The organism is Streptomyces sp. NPDC059696 (assembly GCF_042733745.1).
Classification (GTDB): Bacteria; Actinomycetota; Actinomycetes; order Streptomycetales; family Streptomycetaceae; genus Streptomyces.
Genome location: NZ_JBHWFG010000021.1, coordinates 118,194 through 133,191 on the forward strand (window position 1 = coordinate 118,194; position 14,998 = coordinate 133,191).

General features: G+C 74.0%; 16 protein-coding genes. 1 reads left to right on the top strand and 15 read right to left on the bottom strand.

Features of this window, described 5'->3' with window-relative positions; all coding sequences use genetic code 11:
- Positions 1-91: 91 nt before the first annotated feature.
- The 10 genes from ACFV20_RS23230 to ACFV20_RS23275 form a co-directional block, all read right to left on the bottom strand.
- Complete coding sequence (locus ACFV20_RS23230) at positions 92-961, bottom strand: universal stress protein (protein ID WP_385659297.1); 870 nt, start codon at positions 959-961, stop codon at positions 92-94.
- 202 nt (positions 962-1,163) lie between these two features.
- Entirely contained in the window at positions 1,164-1,784 is a 621-nt protein-coding gene (locus ACFV20_RS23235; protein ID WP_385659298.1) for a V-type ATP synthase subunit D, read from the bottom strand.
- A gap of 4 nt (positions 1,785-1,788) precedes the next feature.
- The gene (locus ACFV20_RS23240) at positions 1,789-3,183 is read right to left on the bottom strand and encodes a V-type ATP synthase subunit B (RefSeq protein ID WP_385659300.1); all 1,395 of its coding nucleotides are present in this window, start codon (positions 3,181-3,183) and stop codon (positions 1,789-1,791) included.
- Entirely contained in the window at positions 3,180-4,916 is a 1,737-nt protein-coding gene (locus tag ACFV20_RS23245) for a V-type ATP synthase subunit A (RefSeq protein WP_385659302.1), read from the bottom strand. Before ACFV20_RS23245 ends, ACFV20_RS23240 begins: the two co-directional genes overlap by 4 nt.
- Positions 4,913-5,443 carry a hypothetical protein gene (locus tag ACFV20_RS23250; protein WP_385659304.1) on the bottom strand — a complete coding sequence of 177 codons (531 nt, stop codon included), beginning with the start codon at positions 5,441-5,443 and terminating at the stop codon, positions 4,913-4,915. Before ACFV20_RS23250 ends, ACFV20_RS23245 begins: the two co-directional genes overlap by 4 nt.
- Positions 5,440-5,652 carry a hypothetical protein gene (locus ACFV20_RS23255; RefSeq protein WP_385659306.1) on the bottom strand — a complete coding sequence of 71 codons (213 nt, stop codon included), beginning with the start codon at positions 5,650-5,652 and terminating at the stop codon, positions 5,440-5,442. The genes ACFV20_RS23250 and ACFV20_RS23255 overlap by 4 nt, the downstream gene beginning before the upstream one ends.
- An 11-nt stretch (positions 5,653-5,663) precedes the next feature.
- Positions 5,664-6,086, bottom strand: a complete 423-nt coding sequence (locus ACFV20_RS23260; RefSeq protein WP_385659308.1) for an ATP synthase subunit C — start codon at positions 6,084-6,086, stop codon at positions 5,664-5,666.
- On the bottom strand, positions 6,083-7,495 hold the full coding sequence (locus tag ACFV20_RS23265; protein WP_385659310.1) for a V-type ATPase 116kDa subunit family protein: 1,413 nt from the start codon (positions 7,493-7,495) through the stop codon (positions 6,083-6,085). The genes ACFV20_RS23260 and ACFV20_RS23265 overlap by 4 nt, the downstream gene beginning before the upstream one ends.
- Complete coding sequence (locus tag ACFV20_RS23270; protein WP_385659312.1) at positions 7,479-8,405, bottom strand: hypothetical protein; 927 nt, start codon at positions 8,403-8,405, stop codon at positions 7,479-7,481. Before ACFV20_RS23270 ends, ACFV20_RS23265 begins: the two co-directional genes overlap by 17 nt.
- The gene (locus tag ACFV20_RS23275) at positions 8,378-8,872 is read right to left on the bottom strand and encodes a hypothetical protein (protein WP_385659314.1); all 495 of its coding nucleotides are present in this window, start codon (positions 8,870-8,872) and stop codon (positions 8,378-8,380) included. Before ACFV20_RS23275 ends, ACFV20_RS23270 begins: the two co-directional genes overlap by 28 nt.
- Positions 8,873-9,119: 247 nt before the next feature.
- On the opposite strand from ACFV20_RS23275, the gene ACFV20_RS23280 reads away from it, so the two are divergent.
- On the top strand, positions 9,120-9,935 hold the full coding sequence (locus ACFV20_RS23280) for a CBS domain-containing protein (RefSeq protein WP_385659316.1): 816 nt from the start codon (positions 9,120-9,122) through the stop codon (positions 9,933-9,935).
- Positions 9,936-9,987: 52 nt separating this feature from the next.
- Here the strand turns inward: ACFV20_RS23280 and ACFV20_RS23285 are convergent, their stop codons facing one another.
- From ACFV20_RS23285 to ACFV20_RS23305, 5 genes are all read right to left on the bottom strand, one after another.
- Positions 9,988-11,223 carry a PP2C family protein-serine/threonine phosphatase gene (locus ACFV20_RS23285; protein WP_385659318.1) on the bottom strand — a complete coding sequence of 412 codons (1,236 nt, stop codon included), beginning with the start codon at positions 11,221-11,223 and terminating at the stop codon, positions 9,988-9,990.
- Positions 11,224-11,262: 39 nt separating this feature from the next.
- Positions 11,263-12,183, bottom strand: a complete 921-nt coding sequence (locus tag ACFV20_RS23290; protein ID WP_385659320.1) for a universal stress protein — start codon at positions 12,181-12,183, stop codon at positions 11,263-11,265.
- Between the two features lie 37 nt (positions 12,184-12,220).
- Complete coding sequence (locus ACFV20_RS23295; RefSeq protein WP_385659322.1) at positions 12,221-13,060, bottom strand: universal stress protein; 840 nt, start codon at positions 13,058-13,060, stop codon at positions 12,221-12,223.
- Positions 13,061-13,090: 30 nt separating this feature from the next.
- Positions 13,091-13,960, bottom strand: a complete 870-nt coding sequence (locus tag ACFV20_RS23300) for a universal stress protein (RefSeq protein WP_385659324.1) — start codon at positions 13,958-13,960, stop codon at positions 13,091-13,093.
- 85 nt (positions 13,961-14,045) lie between these two features.
- Complete coding sequence (locus ACFV20_RS23305; RefSeq protein ID WP_385659326.1) at positions 14,046-14,630, bottom strand: hypothetical protein; 585 nt, start codon at positions 14,628-14,630, stop codon at positions 14,046-14,048.
- Positions 14,631-14,998: the final 368 nt, after the last annotated feature.

Here is a 14,998-nt window from a genome sequence, read left to right on the forward strand (position 1 = left end):
GGCGGCGGGGTGTGCGGGATGCCGCGTGACGGAAGGCCGGCCGTCCCCTGCCACGAAGCCTCCCGACCACGGGCCTCCCGCGAAGGCCTTCTCAGTCGTGCGGAACGACGGCGACGGGGCAGCGCCCGTGGTGAATGGCCGCCTGCGCCACGGGGCCCAGATGCAGCCCGGGACCGGTGCGGTGCTTGCGTCGGCCCACGACCAGGAGGGCGGCGCTCCGCGCGGTCTGTACGACGGCCTTGGCGGGGCTTGTCAGGCGGATGCTGTCGGCCACGTCCACCCCGGGGTACTTCTCGCGCAAGGGGTGCAGCGCCTTGCTCAGCTGCTTCTGCGCGTCCCGTGTGATCTCCTCGGTGACGTCGTGATCCACACCCCACGGGACCCGGGCATGGAGCGGCACGGTGCGTCCGTGGACGGCCAGGAGGGGAAGGCCCCTGGCCGCGGCCGTGTGGAAGGCGAAGTCGAGCAGGTCGTCGGAGGAGTCGTGCAGTTTCAGGGCGACCACCACGCGGCTCGCGGATGCCGGGGCCGCCCCGTCCTCCCCGGTCTCGGCGCGGACCAGGACGACCGGCCGCTCGGCCCGTGCCACCACGGGGAGACTGACGTCGCCCAGGAAGTAGCTCTCGACGGGCTCCAGCCCTCGGGAACCGAGGACGGTCATCTCGGACTCGGAGGCCGCTTGGAGCAGGGCGTTCTGGGCGTCGTCGGCCACCAGGTTCCCGAGGATGGACAGGTCCGGATGGCGGGCCTGGAGCTCTGAGCGCGCGGTGTGGACGAGTCGCTTCGCCCAATAGTTCTGGTCGACTTCCGCGGGGACACGGGCCGGTTCCGGCGCCAGCAGGGGCCAGGCGTGCAGCAGGCGCAGGGTGAGCTTGCGCTTCTCGGCCTCGTCGGCGGCCCAGCGGGCTGCGGCAAGGCTCTCGGGTGAGCCGTCGAGGCCCACGGTGACGACGGGTTGCATGGCGGCGGCCTCCGTCTCGTACGAAGCTGGAGTGGACGGGGATGACGGTGGGCGCGTCGGATCGAGTGGGTGGTCCGGTCGTCGCCGGCACGCCGGGCAGCGCGGTCTCTCATTCGAGGAGTACCCCAATCGCCCCGTCGGCGCATGTCGGGCGGACCGCGACGCTTCGGCGGGCCGACGGCTGAGCGGGTGCTGCCCGGTGTCAACGGGTCTTCCCCGCGGAGCCCGCAGCCCACCGCCTGCGCACCGCGTCCTCGTGTTCGGCCTGCTCCAGCGCGGCATCGGCGCGTGCGAGGGCGCTCTCCAGGCGCGGGATCCACTGGCGGCGCAGGGCCCGAAGCCGCTGCCGGGTCTTCAGGAGTTCCTCTCCGACCGCGCGCGCCGCTTCGTGAGCGGCGGCGGACTCGGCGGCAGCGCGTACGGCGTCGGCGTAGGCCGTTTCGGCGAGGAGCAGGGCGCTGTTCTCGGCGGGCGGCGTGTCCGGGGAGAGCTCGGGAATCGTGCACACCGCGGTGCGGGGATGGCGCACACCCATGGTCGACGCCCATCCGATCTCCAACGCGGTGAGGTGGCCGGCCGCCGGTGCGGTCAGGGCCTCCTCGCCGCCCAGCAGCAGGCCGCGGCGCAGCCAGGTCTCCGCCTCGGTCAGTCGGGCGTGCCACCGCTCCCGGGCGGCGCGGTCGGCGCGGACGAGTCTCTCGTGCTCCGTGCGCAGGATGCGCAGCTTCTGGTCGAGGAGGTCCGCGCCGCGGCGGGCCACGTCCAGACTGCGGGACACCCGCATCCGGCCCGCCCGGCCGGGCGGGGTGCGCAGGTCGGCCATGGGATCACCCGCTCTCCGGCGGCCGGTGGGCGTCCACGAACTCGGCGGGCAGCATCGTGAGCTGGCTGCGGGGCAGCGTGAGCAGGACCTGCCAGGCCCGCTCCAGGGTCTGCTCCAGGGTGTGCGACTCGTCCCGCCGCTGATGCACGAGACCCTGTGCGAACGCCTCGTCGAAGGCGAGATAGCTGCGGTCGGTCGGGGTGAGGGCCGCCTGACCGACCAGATCGGCCAACTCCTTGACCTGGCGGGCGCGGGCCAGCGCGGAGAGCAACTGGGCGGCGACATCGAGATGGTCGTCGCGGGTCCGGCCGGGCCCCGCTCCCTTGCGCATCAGGCGGGACAGGGACGACAACGCGTCCACGGGAGGGTAGACACCCCTGGCGTGGAGGTGCCGGGAGAGCACGATCTGTCCCTCCGTGATGTAGCCCGTCAGGTCCGGCACCGGATGCGTGATGTCGCCGGCGGGCATCGTGAGCACCGGCAGGACGGTGACCGAGCCGGGAAGACCCCGCACACGGCCGCAGCGCTCATAGAGGGAGGCCAGGTCGCTGTACAAGTAGCCGGGGTAGGCGCGCCGTGCCGGGATTTCGCCACGGGCCGCGGAGACCTCGCGCAGCGCCTCGGCGTAGCTCGTCATGTCCGTCATCACCACCAGGACGTGCCGGCCGCCCGTGTAGGCCAGGTTCTCGGCGACGGTGAGAGCGATCCGCGGCGTCAGGATGCGCTCGATGACGGGATCGTCGGCCGTGTTGAGCAGGAGCACCAACTCGCCCGATGAGGAACGCTCTTCGAGCGCGTCGCGGATGAAGCCGGCGTCGGCGTGCGTGACGCCCATGGCGGCGAAGACGACACAGAACGGCTCCCCGCCCGCGGTCGACTGAGCGGCGATCTGTGCGGCCAACTCCAGATGGGGGAGCCCGGCCGCCGAGAAGACGGGCAGTTTCTGTCCCCGGACGAGCGTGGTGAGGGCATCGACGGCGCTGACCCCCGTCAGCACCGGCTCTGCGGGTGGTTCACGCAGCACCGGGTTGACCGGGTTGCCGCCGACGGCCGACGTGACGGCGCCGACGACGGGAGGCCCTCCGTCGAGCGGCTCGCCGCGTCCGTCGCAGACCCGGCCCAGCCACCCGGGCCCGACGGGGACACGCAACGGCGCGCCGGTGAAGGTGGCACGCAGCCGCGCCGGGTCCATGCCCGAGGTGTCCTGCAGCACTTGGACGACGGCCGTGCCCCGGTCGACCTCCAGGACGAGCCCCTGCCGTTGCGGACCACCGTCCGCAGCGAGCAGCACGAACTCGTCCCAGCCGACTCCTTCCACCTGGTCGATGACCGCGAGCGGTCCCCGCAGCTCGCGCACCGACGTGAACTCGACGCGACCCCAGTCGGCGATGCCGTTCATGTCAGCTCCCCCAGACGGGCGAGCATCGCGTCCCGCAACCCCTCCACCGTGGTCCTGTCGTGCGGTTCGGCCTCCTCACGGGCCCTCAGGAGAGGCGAGAAATCCACCTCCTCGAGGCGGGACGCCGGCACCCCGGCGGCGGCCAGTTCGCGGCAGCGGGCCACGACCGCCGGTACCGCCTCGGCCAGCGCGGCCGTCTTCTCCGGGCCGCTGTAGGCGTCACGAGCCGACAGGGCGCTCTGCTGGAGCACTCCTTCTCTGACGAGCCGGCCCCCCAGCACACTGACCCGCTCCCCGTCCGGAAGAGCGGTGATGCCGAGCAGGTCGACCAGGTCCGCGAGCCGGTCGGCCTCGGCCAGCAGGTCCGCCACCCGCGCCCGCCGGACCGTCCAGTCCGGGTCGTCCGCGGCTGCCCGATGCGCACCGAGGGTCTCGGCGTCGCGGGAGAACGACTCCGCCCAGGACACGGCCGGATAGTGCCGTGCGTAGGCGAGGTCCCGGTCCAGGGTCCACAGGCAGCGCACGAAGCGCTGGGTGTGGGCCGTGACCGGCTCCGCCATGTCGCCGCCCGGCGGAGAGACCGCGCCGATCACCGTGACCGAGCCCTGACGTCCGCCCAGCGTGGTCACCGCCCCGGCGCGCTCGTAGAACGCCGCGATCGCCGAGGCGAGGCCCGCCGGGTATCCCTCCTCGGCGGGCAGCGCGCCGGTGCGCGAGGCGAACTCGCGCAGCGCCTCCGCCCAGCGGGACGTGGAGTCCGCGATGACGACGACGTCCAGCCCCATGTCCCGGAAGTACTCGGCGACGGTCACTCCCGTGTGAATGCTCGCCTCCCTGGCCATCATCGGCATGTTCGACGTATTGGCGACGATCACCGTGCGGTCGGCGAGCCGGCCACCCGTGCGCGGGTCCGTCAGCGCGGTGAACTCGGCGATGACGTCGGCCATCTCATTGCCGCGCTCGCCGCATCCGACGTAGACGATGACGTCCGCGTCGCACCATTTGGCGATCTGCTGGAGCAGCACGGTCTTGCCGGTCCCGAAGCCGCCGGGCACGGCCACCGTGCTGCCCAGGGCCACTGGGAAGAGCAGGTCGATGACCCGCTGGCCGGTGTGCAGCGGCCGCACGGTGCCCAGCCGCTCACGCACGGGCCGGGGCCTGCGCACGGGCCAGCGCGTCGTCATGCGGACTTCGGTGCCGCCCACCCGTGCCACCACGGCGTCCTCGGCGTACGGGCCGCCCTCCGCGATGTAGTCGATGCGGCCCGTGCACCCCGGCGGCGCCATGATCCGCACAGGCACCGGCCCGGCCTCCCGGCACTCGCCGACGGCGTCGCCCGGGGCCACCCGGTCTCCTCGCACGGCCACCGGCGTGAACTCCCACGTCCGGGGAGCGGGCGAATCCTCCTCCACGGAGCGGGGTGCCAGCCAGGTGCCGGCCGCGGGCAGCGGGCGCAGCAACCCGTCGAAGATCCCACCGAGCAGGCCCGGGCCGAGGGCCGCGGTCAGCGGCCTGCCCAGCGCCCGGGCCGGCATGCCGGGCGCCAGACCGCCCGTGTACTCGTACGCCTGGACGGTGATCACCGAGTCGCGGATCGCGACGATCTCGCCCGGCAGTTCCGTCTCGCCCAGCGCGACCAGATCGTTCATGGCGGTGCCGCCCAGCCCCTCGGCCTCCACCAGCGGTCCGGCGACCCGGAGGACGCGGCCGTTGCCGCCGGAGGGGTCCGTCACGGTGCCCACAGCTCCTCCACCTCCCTTGCGGCGCGCTCCAGCAACCGGTCGGCCAGGGAGGTCAGGCTCATGTCGATGCGGCGTCCCGCGCGCTCCCCGACCACTCCTCCGTCGGCAGCCTCCGAAACGCGCGCTTCGGGGCCCAGCACCCCCCGCACGTACGCCGTCAGCCGGTCTCGCAGACCCGGGTAGTCCTCCGAGTCGCGCAGCCGTCCGACGTCCCGCACGACCTGCCGGCGCAGTTCCTCCCACGCCTCCCGGCGTGCCGCCAGCTCCCGGGCGCGGGCGGCACGGCGGGAGCGGACCCGCGTCGCTGCCCGCACCGCCGCGGCATCGGCCTCGCCGTGCCCGCGTGCCGCGGCGTGGATCTCCTGGACGCGGGCCTCGCCCTCGCGCAGCACGGCAGCCGCCTCCTCGTCCGCCGCCGACACCAGGGCGCGGGCCTCCGCCCGGGCGGCTGCGAGCAACTGCGCCCGCACGGGTTCCAAGGCCTCGGCGGCACCCTCGGGCAGCGTGGTCCCGGTCACGGCGGCATCACCGCGGTGAGCGGATCTCCTTGCTCCAGCAGTTCGGGCCCGAGCGCCTCAGCCGCGGCCGGGGTGACGACCACCAGCCCGGTGTCCGGCGGGAGTCGCCGCCAAGCGGTGCGCACCGCGTCCGGGTCCTCGGCCGGCAGCACGACGACACCTGCCGTGACCAGCCCGAGCACGCGCAACCGCTCACCGATCGCCGCCACGCACGTCACGGTCAGGCCTTCCCGATGAGGATGACGGCGACGACCAGGCCGTAGATGGCGATGCCCTCGGCGAGACCGACGATGACCATGGCGCGGCCGAACAGCTCGGGGCGTTCGCTGAGAGCCGCGATCGCCGCCGCGCCGGTGTAGGCGACGGCGATCGCCGCTCCGATGGAGGCTCCGGCGACGGCGATGGCGGCCCCGATGAGTGCCGCCGAACCGGAGCCGGAACTCTCCGCGGCGGCGGTCGCGGCGTCCGCCTGTGCCGAGCCCGAGCTGAGCGCGACCAGCAGCAGCGCCAGGGCCCCCGCGAAGAGCACCGCGTCCGCTGCCAGGACGGAGCGCAGACCGGCCTTGCCGCGTCGGCGCAACAGCAGGCGGGTGGCCAGGAAGGCCGCGATCAGCGCGGGCAGCGCGATCAGCCAAGTGATCATGATGTCACCTCCGTGCGAGGCTGCGTCGGCACGTGCCAGGGACGGAACGGCCGGCCCTGCGCGTCGAAGACGCGGGAGAACAGCTCGTAGAACTCCAGGCGCAGGGCCTGGACACCGGCGACCAGCGCCTCCAGCGCGAACGTCAGCGCGTTGCCGATCAGGAACACGAGAACGGCGGCGGCCGCCGCCGCGGGCCCGGATCCGGCCAGAGCGGTGGTGGCCTGCCAGACGATCGCCCCCAGTGCCGCGTGGGTGAGCCCGAACGCGGCCAGCCGTGCGAAGGACACCGTGTTCGAGCCGATCCGGACGACGACGTCGAACAACTGGATGCCGGTCTGGAAGGCGCCGGACATGCCGCCTCCCGACGCGGCATGCAGCCCCGCCCCGGTCAGCACGAGGCCGGCCGGAGCCACGACCAGACCGGCACCGGTGAGCGCCGGCAGCCGTGCGACGACGCCGAGCGCGAGCAGGGCGAGCCCGAGGAAGACCGTGGCGCCCGCGAGACCGGAAGCGGCGTACAGGGCCCGGGCCGGGCCGCCCTCGCGCCACCGGTTGACGATCCCCGCCGCGTACGCCGCCGCCAGCAGGACTGCGCCGAAGCCCACCGCGGTGGCCAGCAGCCGCAGCGGCTGGTCCATGGGGTCGAGCCACAGCACGGGCAGCAGACCCGTGGGGCCGAAGAACTCCCCGTAGGCGAGCCCCGCCATGACGCTCGTGAGCCCCGCCGCCGCCAGGAACGGCCACGCCGGGCGCAAGGACGGCCACCGGCCGGTGTGTCCGGACCGCAGCAGCATCGCCCCGGCGAGCAGCAGCAGGCCGTGGCCGGCGTCGCCGAACATCATGCCGAACATGACCACGTACGCGAGCCCCGCGGGCAGCGTGGGGTCGACATCGGCGTACGGAACGGTCCCGTAGGTGCGCACGAGCGGAGCCGAGGAGCGCCGCAGCCGGCCCGTGTCGGACAGCAGGGTCGGCGGTTCGGCCCCTCCCGGTGTCCGCAGCGGCACCACCGAGCCTCCGGTCCCGGCCAGCAGGGTGCTGAGCCGCTCCACGTCGGCCGCGGGACACCACCCGGCGAGCGCGGCGACCTCGCCGCGCGGCACAGCGGCCTCCCGGTACCTCTCCAGCTGTGCCTCGCCCGTCAGGAGGTCGGCCCGGCCCTGCCGGCACAGGACGTCCAGGTCGGGCGGGGAGGGCGACAGGAGGGGGCCGGCGGACGTGGAGCCCAGCGATCTGAGACGGCGACCCGCCGGCCCGAGTGTGTCGCGGCCGCCGGCGTCGCCGCAGTCCAGCTCCACGCAGCCGGCGTCGGCGATGTGCACCAGGACGTCCCGCAACGACGCGCGGGGCGCGACGACGGCCACCCTGCGCATGCGGGTCGGAATCCAGCGATCAGCCCAGGAGTTCATCGAAGTCCTCCCGTGCGCGGCCGGTGTGAGCCGCGCAGCCCAGAGCGGCCCGGACCCGCCACGCGTCGGCGCTCAGCACCCCCACGGCGCCCACGACGGGCGATTCGTCCAGCCGTGCCCCTCGCAGCAGGCGCAGGCCGTCCCGCTCGACGACGGTCCACCAGCGTGCCTCGGCCCGCCACAGTTCCGCCGGCCGGTCCACCTCCGCGAGCACCCAGCGGGCCCTCGGCGGCAGCGCGGAGCGGAAGGCGCCGAAGTCCGTCGCACGCACCGCCGCCGGACCGAGCAGCCTGGTGGCATGAGCGGTCGCGGGCCGCGTCAGCGAGCGTTCCGCGAGGAACGTCTCGCGCGCCACCAGCGTCGCGGCCTCGCCCGCCGCCCAGGCGCCGGCCACCGGCACGTTCGCAGCGGTGCGGGCCGCCGCCGACAACCGCATGCCGATGAGGATCGCGGGCGGCGTGTCCGCTCCCGGATCGCCCCAGAGGGAGGTGGCGAGGACACCGCGCACGTCCGCGACCGACGCGGCCCGGGACAGCCGGGGCCACGCGGTGGAGAGTGTGCCGAGGCGGAGCGGTGGGGGCTGCGGCGTACCGGTGATCGTCCGCAGGCGGTCCCGGGTGTTGTCGATCTCGAAACGAGTGGCGAGCAGACGTACGGCCGCCGAGCCGGGCCGGGGCTGCCAGCCGGCGAGCACGCGCAACTGCCAGACCAGGGCCGCCGTGACGGCCCGCCCGGCGTCGGCGAGCCCGGCCCGGACGTCGAGTTCACGACGGTACGGGGTGTCGGCCAGGGCGCGCAGCCCGCTGTGCAGGCTCGGTGCGGCCGCCAGCCGGCGTGCGGCGCCGGGGCCGGCTCGCGCGCCCGCCATCGCCCGGGCGCGGGTCACTCCGGCTGCCCATCCGGCACCCATGTCGCCTCCCGGGGCGGATCGCCCGGCTCGGCCGGTGGACGGCCGGTCAGTTCGTCCGCCATCCGCGTCACCAGACGGTCCGCCAGAGCCGGGGTCAGCGCGCGTGCCCGGGCGCGGACCTCCCGGACCAGCGCCTGTGCGGCGGCCTCGGAGTCCCCGGCCTCGGCTTCGGCCGCTCGCACGAGCCGGGCCGCGGTCTCCTCCCTGAGCCGCGGGGCACGAGCGCGTGCCGCGCGCACCATGTGCTCCGCCCGCGAAGCGGCGGCGTGCCGCCGCTTCGCGGCTTCGCGCACCGCTTCTTCCCGGATCGCGGTCGCCTCGGCGGTGGCCTCGTCCAGCATCTTCAGCGGGGGCCGCAGCTCGGCCGCCAGTTCGGCGGAGCGGTCGGCCGGGACGGCCCCGGCCACCGCCGGGCCGGGGGCGCCGGCCGGCCGGAAGCGTGCGAGGAACTCGCGGAATCCAGGCATGGGGCCTCCTGGTCCGACGTCCGGGCCGTGGTCTGCTTCCACCGCTCTCTCCTCCACGCTAGGGAAAAGGCGCGGTCACCACACAGAGGCCGTTCGACACACGACCAGGGCCGAGAGGCCCTGGCACCCGCGGGGGCCTCGGAGAGACCGTGTACTCGGGGCGGTGCCACATGCGCGGCGGGAGGTTGCCATGAGCGGCCAGGACACCAGGGATGCGCGCCGGGCCTCGGAGGAGGCGCGCCGAGCGATGCCGTCTCGGTCCGGCGAACCCGTCGAGGAGTTTCGCCAGGACCTGATGGTGCGCTATCTGCGGGCGATGGCCTCGCACGCGGCCCGGGCCGCGTCCGAGGAAGGGCACGTCGCGGGCCGTGCTGACGAGGGCCCGAGGGCGGCTGTGCCACCCCCGCGGACGACAGCCGGACCACGGGTCGGGCAGATCATGCGACCTGCGGCTGATCTGCCGACGGTCAGGGAGGACACCGGGTTCCTGGACGTGGCGAGAGTGATGGCCCGGCGCGAAGTCGGTGCGGTTCCCGTGATCGACGCCGAACGACGCGTGGTCGGCGTGATCGCGGAGTCCGATCTGCTCGCCCGCGCCGCGACCCTGGCCGGGCCGGAAGAGGAGCCGGGGCTGTTCGCCAAGCTGTTCGGCCGACGGCAGCACGGCACGGTCGCGGAAGGCGGTACGGCCCTCTCGCTGATGTCGGCGCCGGCGCTCACCGTCCACCCGTGGACCACGGTGACGGAAGCGGCCCGCGCCGCCGCTCGGTGCCGGATCAGGCAGACCTTCGTCACCGATCAGCACGGCCGACTCGTCGGTGTCGTGAGCCGCAACGCGCTGCTTCGCGCGTTGGTACGCGATGACCCGGCGATCCGGGAGGAGATCGTTTCCCGTGTCTTCGAGGAGCTCGCGGTGGATCCCGCCCGGGTGACCGTGCACGTCCGCCAAGGAGTCGTCCGGCTCACCGGAACCCTGCCCGGGGAGCGGATTCCCCCGCTCACCGAGGCCGTCGCGCGGATCGCCGACGTGGACGAGGTGGAGAACCGGCTCGTCGCGTCGTGAGCCAGGCGTTCCACGGGTCGTGCATCCCCGGCTCGGCTCGGGAGGCCGGGGACTACAGGCGGACGACGATCAGGGCGATGTCGTCAGGGGCGCCCTCGACGACATCGAGCCGGGTCAGCAGCACGTCGGCCAGCGCGTCCGGCGGTAGAACGCGTTCGCTGACCAGGACGCTCGTCAGGCGTGCCACCCCGTCGTCGATGTCCTCGTCGCGGCGTTCGACGAGTCCGTCGGTGTAGAGCACGAGGGTGTCTCCCGGCGTGTAGGCGAGACCGGCCTGCGGACGGGGGACGTGGTGCTCGCGTGCGCCGAGGGGCGGATCGGTCGCCCCGTCCAGCAGTTCGCAGGTCCCGTCCCGGTGGAGCAGAACGGGTGGCGGGTGTCCGGCACTGCTGTAGACGAGCAGCTTGCTGCGTGTGTCGATGAGTACTTTGACCGCGGTCGCCGCCATGGCGCCGTCCACGGACCGGGCGTACAGACCGAGGACCTCCAGCGCCTGGGCCGGGCTGGGAATGGCGCGGATGACGGCGCTCAGCGCGCTGCGGAGCATGCCCATGACCGCCGCGGCAGGCAGGCCGTGGCCGACGACGTCTCCCACGGCCGCCGCGTAGCGGTCGGGCGGCAGGTCGACGACGTCGTACCAGTCGCCGCACACGTTCAACGAGGTGGTCGCCGGCAGATAGCGCACGGCGATGTTGTCGTGGCGGTTCAGGTCGGGGGCGGAGAGCATGGCCTCCTGCAAGGTGACGGCGACCTGCCGTTCCCGGGCATGCGCCTGGAGCAGTTCGCGGTTCAACCGGTGCAGTTCGTCGGTCCGCGCGTACAGCTCGGCCGCCAGGCCCTTCGCGTGCTCGGTGAACTCCTCGCCGAGCTGTGACGCACGGTCCGAGTGGAACAGGGCGGTGACGTCCTCGGCCCGCTGGACGATCCACCTCACTGTGCCGTCCGGTCCGGGAAGGGGAGTGTGGATCTTCGACCACCATCGTTCCTCGAACCCGCCCAGCCGGCCGGGCGCGGGCAGGTCGTAGCGCTGGAGCACGATGACGTCCGGTTTCCCGGTGTCCAGGGCCCGGCGCAGCGAAGCGTGCACCTCTCGCTGCGGGTCGTCGGGGGCGCCGGGGCGTCGCGGCAGGGCGTCGAAGAGATGCTTCCCCGTCAGCTCGTCCCGGACCCGGCCGGTCACCTGCAGGTACGCCGGGTTGACATACCGGATCACCAAGTCCCTGTCCAGCACCAGATACGGGCTCGGTGTGGACTCGAAGAAGGCCGTGAAATCGATGTCCACCGTCATCACGATCACGCGCTCGCGGGCGCGGCTTCCCGTCGCTGTCTACAAGCGGTCCTCTGTACGGCCTCCCGTCGCCGCGGGATCCTCGCCCCGGTGATGCACCACCGTGACGGGGCAGTGCGCGTGGTGCAGGACGGCCTGACTGGCCGAGCCGAGCAGCAGGCCCGTGAAGCCGCCCCGGCCTCGCGCACCGACGACGAGCAGCTGGGCGTCCGCACTCATGCCGATGAGGGTGTGCCGCACCCTTCCGACCACCGGCCTCAGCCGTACCGTGACGTCCGGATACTTCTCCCGCAGGCCGGCCAGTGCCGCGTCGAGGACGTGCTCGGCCTTCTTGCGCAGGTGGGTCTCGTCATAGGTGACGAAGGGCGGATCGGCCGGACCGTCGTAGCCGTCCGGACTCCCGAGGGGGCACACGTGCACCACCGTGAGGTCCGCGCCGCGCAGCGACGCCTCCTGGAAGGCGAACGGGACGGCGTCCCCGGAGGCCACCGAGTCGTCGACCCCCAGCAGGACGGGACCCGCCGGGTTCGGCCGCCCCCGCACGACGAACACCGGGCAGCGGCCGTGCGCGGCGAGGTGCGCGGACGTCGAGCCCAGCAGCAGGCTGCCGAACGCGCCCAGACCACGGCTGCCGACCACCACGAGCGAGGCCGTGCGCGAGGCGATCTCGAGCACCATCAGTGGCTCTCCCACTGCGACGTCGCGGGTGATGCGCACCCGGGGCGCCGTGTCGCGGGCCCGGCGCTCGGCCGCCGCCAGTGTTCCGTCGAGCAGTTCCCGCACCCCCGCCGCGGCGGGGTTCCACGGCGGCCCACCGGCCGGCAGGAGCGCGGACGGCCCTCCGACGGCATGCACCAGACGCAGCTCCGCTCCACGGATCCCGGCCTCACGGCTCGCCGTCCCGACCGCGTCCATGCTCGCCGGCGAACCGTCCACACCCACCACCACCGGCTTCGTCATGGCGGCACTCCTTCCTCATGGGGAGGCCCGACGGCCGTCATCGCTCCCGCGGCCGCGGGACCACGAGGACGGGGCACCGCGCGTGATGGATGACGCCCTGGCTGACCGAGCCCAGCAGCATGCCGCTGAAGCCGCCGTGGCCGCGCGTGCCCACCACCAGGCCGAGGGCGTGGGCGGAGGCATCGACCAGGGTCCGGACCGGGTGGCCCTTCACCACCTCGTGACGCAGCACCACCTCGGGGTGGGTGGCGGTCCGTCCGGCCACCGTCTCCGACAGGATCCGGCGGCACTCCCGAAGCGCCGCGTCCTCGTCCAGAACGCCGAGCAGGGGGGTGTGCCAGACGTACAACGCCCGCAGCACCGCACCTCCGCGCAGGGACGCCTCCTCGAACGCGAGGTCGATGGCGGCCGCAGCATGAGGGCTGCCGTCGACGCCGACCACGAAGTACGGCGGATCCTGCGTGATGTGCTCCGGCTCCCGCAGGACGATCACCGGGCAGGCCGCCCGGGCCGTCAGCGGCAGGGCCACCGCGGCCGAGCCGAACAACTCCTGCGCCGCGCCCCGGTGACGGGACCCGATCACCACCTGAGTGGCCCCATGCGACTGCTCGGCCAGAATCCGGGCCGGATGGCCCTCGGCGGCCAGCGCGGCGACGGGCAGGCCGGGACAGCGGGCCCTGGCGAAGGCGACCGCGGCCTTGAGCGCGTCGTCCGACGCCGTGCGCGGATCGTCGCGCCACTGGGCATGCACCAGCTTCAGGGGCACGCGACGCCGGTCCGCCTCGTCGGCGGCCCAGGCCACCGCCGTCTGTCTGCCCGGATCGGGGTCCACCCCGACCACGAGGGGCCCGCGTCCTTCGAGTTCTTCGGTGCGCATCGTGAGCGCCTCCTCCTGGTGGTGTGTCGCTCATCCGCGCACGACTGCGACGGGGCTGTGCGCGTGATGGAGGACGGCCTGACTGACCGACCCCAGCAACAAGCCCGTGAACCCGCCCCGGCCGCGCGAGCCGACCACGGTGAGCCGTGCGGTCCGGCTCGCCTCGATCAGCGCCTGCCGGGTCGGCCCGTGCACGACTCTGTGCTCCACCTTGACGTCCGGGTAGCGCTCGCCCAGGCCCGACAGAGCCTCCGTCAGCACTCTTTCCTCGGCGGCGGCGAGCGCGCCGGGAGGGTTCGCATACGGCAGCGAGGGGTCCTGCGGCGGGGGCATCGGCGCATTCCACGTCGTCCACGCGTGCAGGGCCACGACCGGCGCGCCGAGCCGGGTTGCCTCGGCCAGGGCGAAGCGGACGGCCGCCGCGCCGGCGGGGGACCCGTCGACACCCACGAGGACCGGCCCGTACGGCTCCGTCTGCTCCCGTACCACCACGACAGGGCATCGGCCATGGGCGGCGAGTCCGGTGGCTGTCGAGCCCAGCAGCACTCCCTCGAAGCCTCCGCGGCCCCTGCTTCCCACGACGACCAGATCCGCGGCCCGTGACTGTGCCTCCAGCACCGCCAGTGCCTCCCCGTGCACGACCAGCCCCGAGACGCTGACCTCCGCAGCGGTCGTCCTGGCCAGCCGCACACCCTCATCGACCAAGTCGTTCGCCGTCTCCAGGGCCTGTTCCAGCACAGGACGGGGTGACACGGCGCCCGGCGGCAGGTGGGCCGGCCTCACGAATGCGTGCACCACCCGCAGCGCGGCCCGGCGGGACCGCGCCGCGTGAGCCGAGTACGCGACGGCGTCGAGACCGCGCGGGGACCCGTCCACTCCTACGACTACACGGCCGTTCATCGCTCCTCCTTCCCCCCTCGACCACTCGACTGCCTGCCGAGCCCCCTGGCTGCCCCCGTCGTGCACCTGACGCAGGTCGGCGGGCTCACCTGTCGGCATGCCCCCGGGGGGACCCGAACCTCTCCCACTCCGCGTCCCACGCGCGGCCGCGGCGCCGGTCCAGGACGACGTGCGCGCCGTAGAAACCGGCGGCGGCGGCGCCGGTGACGGCGAAGAAGGACGCGGCGCCCATGAAGGCCGCCTCGATGTCCGCGTGGCCCGGACTCTGTGGTCGGGTGGTCAGCCGGTCCTTCTGGTCCAGCCACACCACGACCCGCTCACCGGCCTTCCGGTCGGCGTCCACCTGCGCCCTGCCCGTGTGCGAGGTGCCGTCCGCCGCTGTCCAGCGCACCGGTGCGACGACCCGGTCGACCGTGACGCCACCGTTGACGGCCGTGCGAGGCGAGTCGGCGAGCAGAGTCCCGGTGACGGGGTGCCGTTCCGCGCGGCGCTGCGTAAGTTGCTCCTGCGTGGCCTGTGCGCCCAGCACCCCTGCCAGAGGAGCTGCCAGGGCGACGACGAGCCAGGCGGCCAGCAGGATCCAGGCTTCCCAGACGTCTTCACGGCGGCGCAGCGGGCTGCGGCGCCAGCGCCACAAGGGCGACGGTCGAACGGCTGCGCTCGTGCCCATCGTGCTTCACCTCCGGCTTCCGCTTCCAGCCTCACGCGCCACCGGTGCCGGCGGCAGGGGTCGTTCGGGCATGTCGGGAGCGGCGGGTGGGCCGACCGGCCCCTGCCGACCGGAGGACCACGGGACGACGTGCGGGGAGCGGGGCCGCTCGTGGCCGACCGGCTTCGCCCGGCGCAGAGCGACCAGCTTCGGACCCCCCGGTCGCAGGACCGCGGGCGGACGAGTCGAAGAGGCCGGGCAGAAGCCGGGGGAAGCGCGTACCGGTGATCAGCGGCGGACGTTCAGCCGCCCGGAGCCCATGAGGTCGAGGCCCATGAGGTCGAGGCCCATGAGGTCGAGCAGCCCCGGTACGGAGCGGGTGCCGCTGA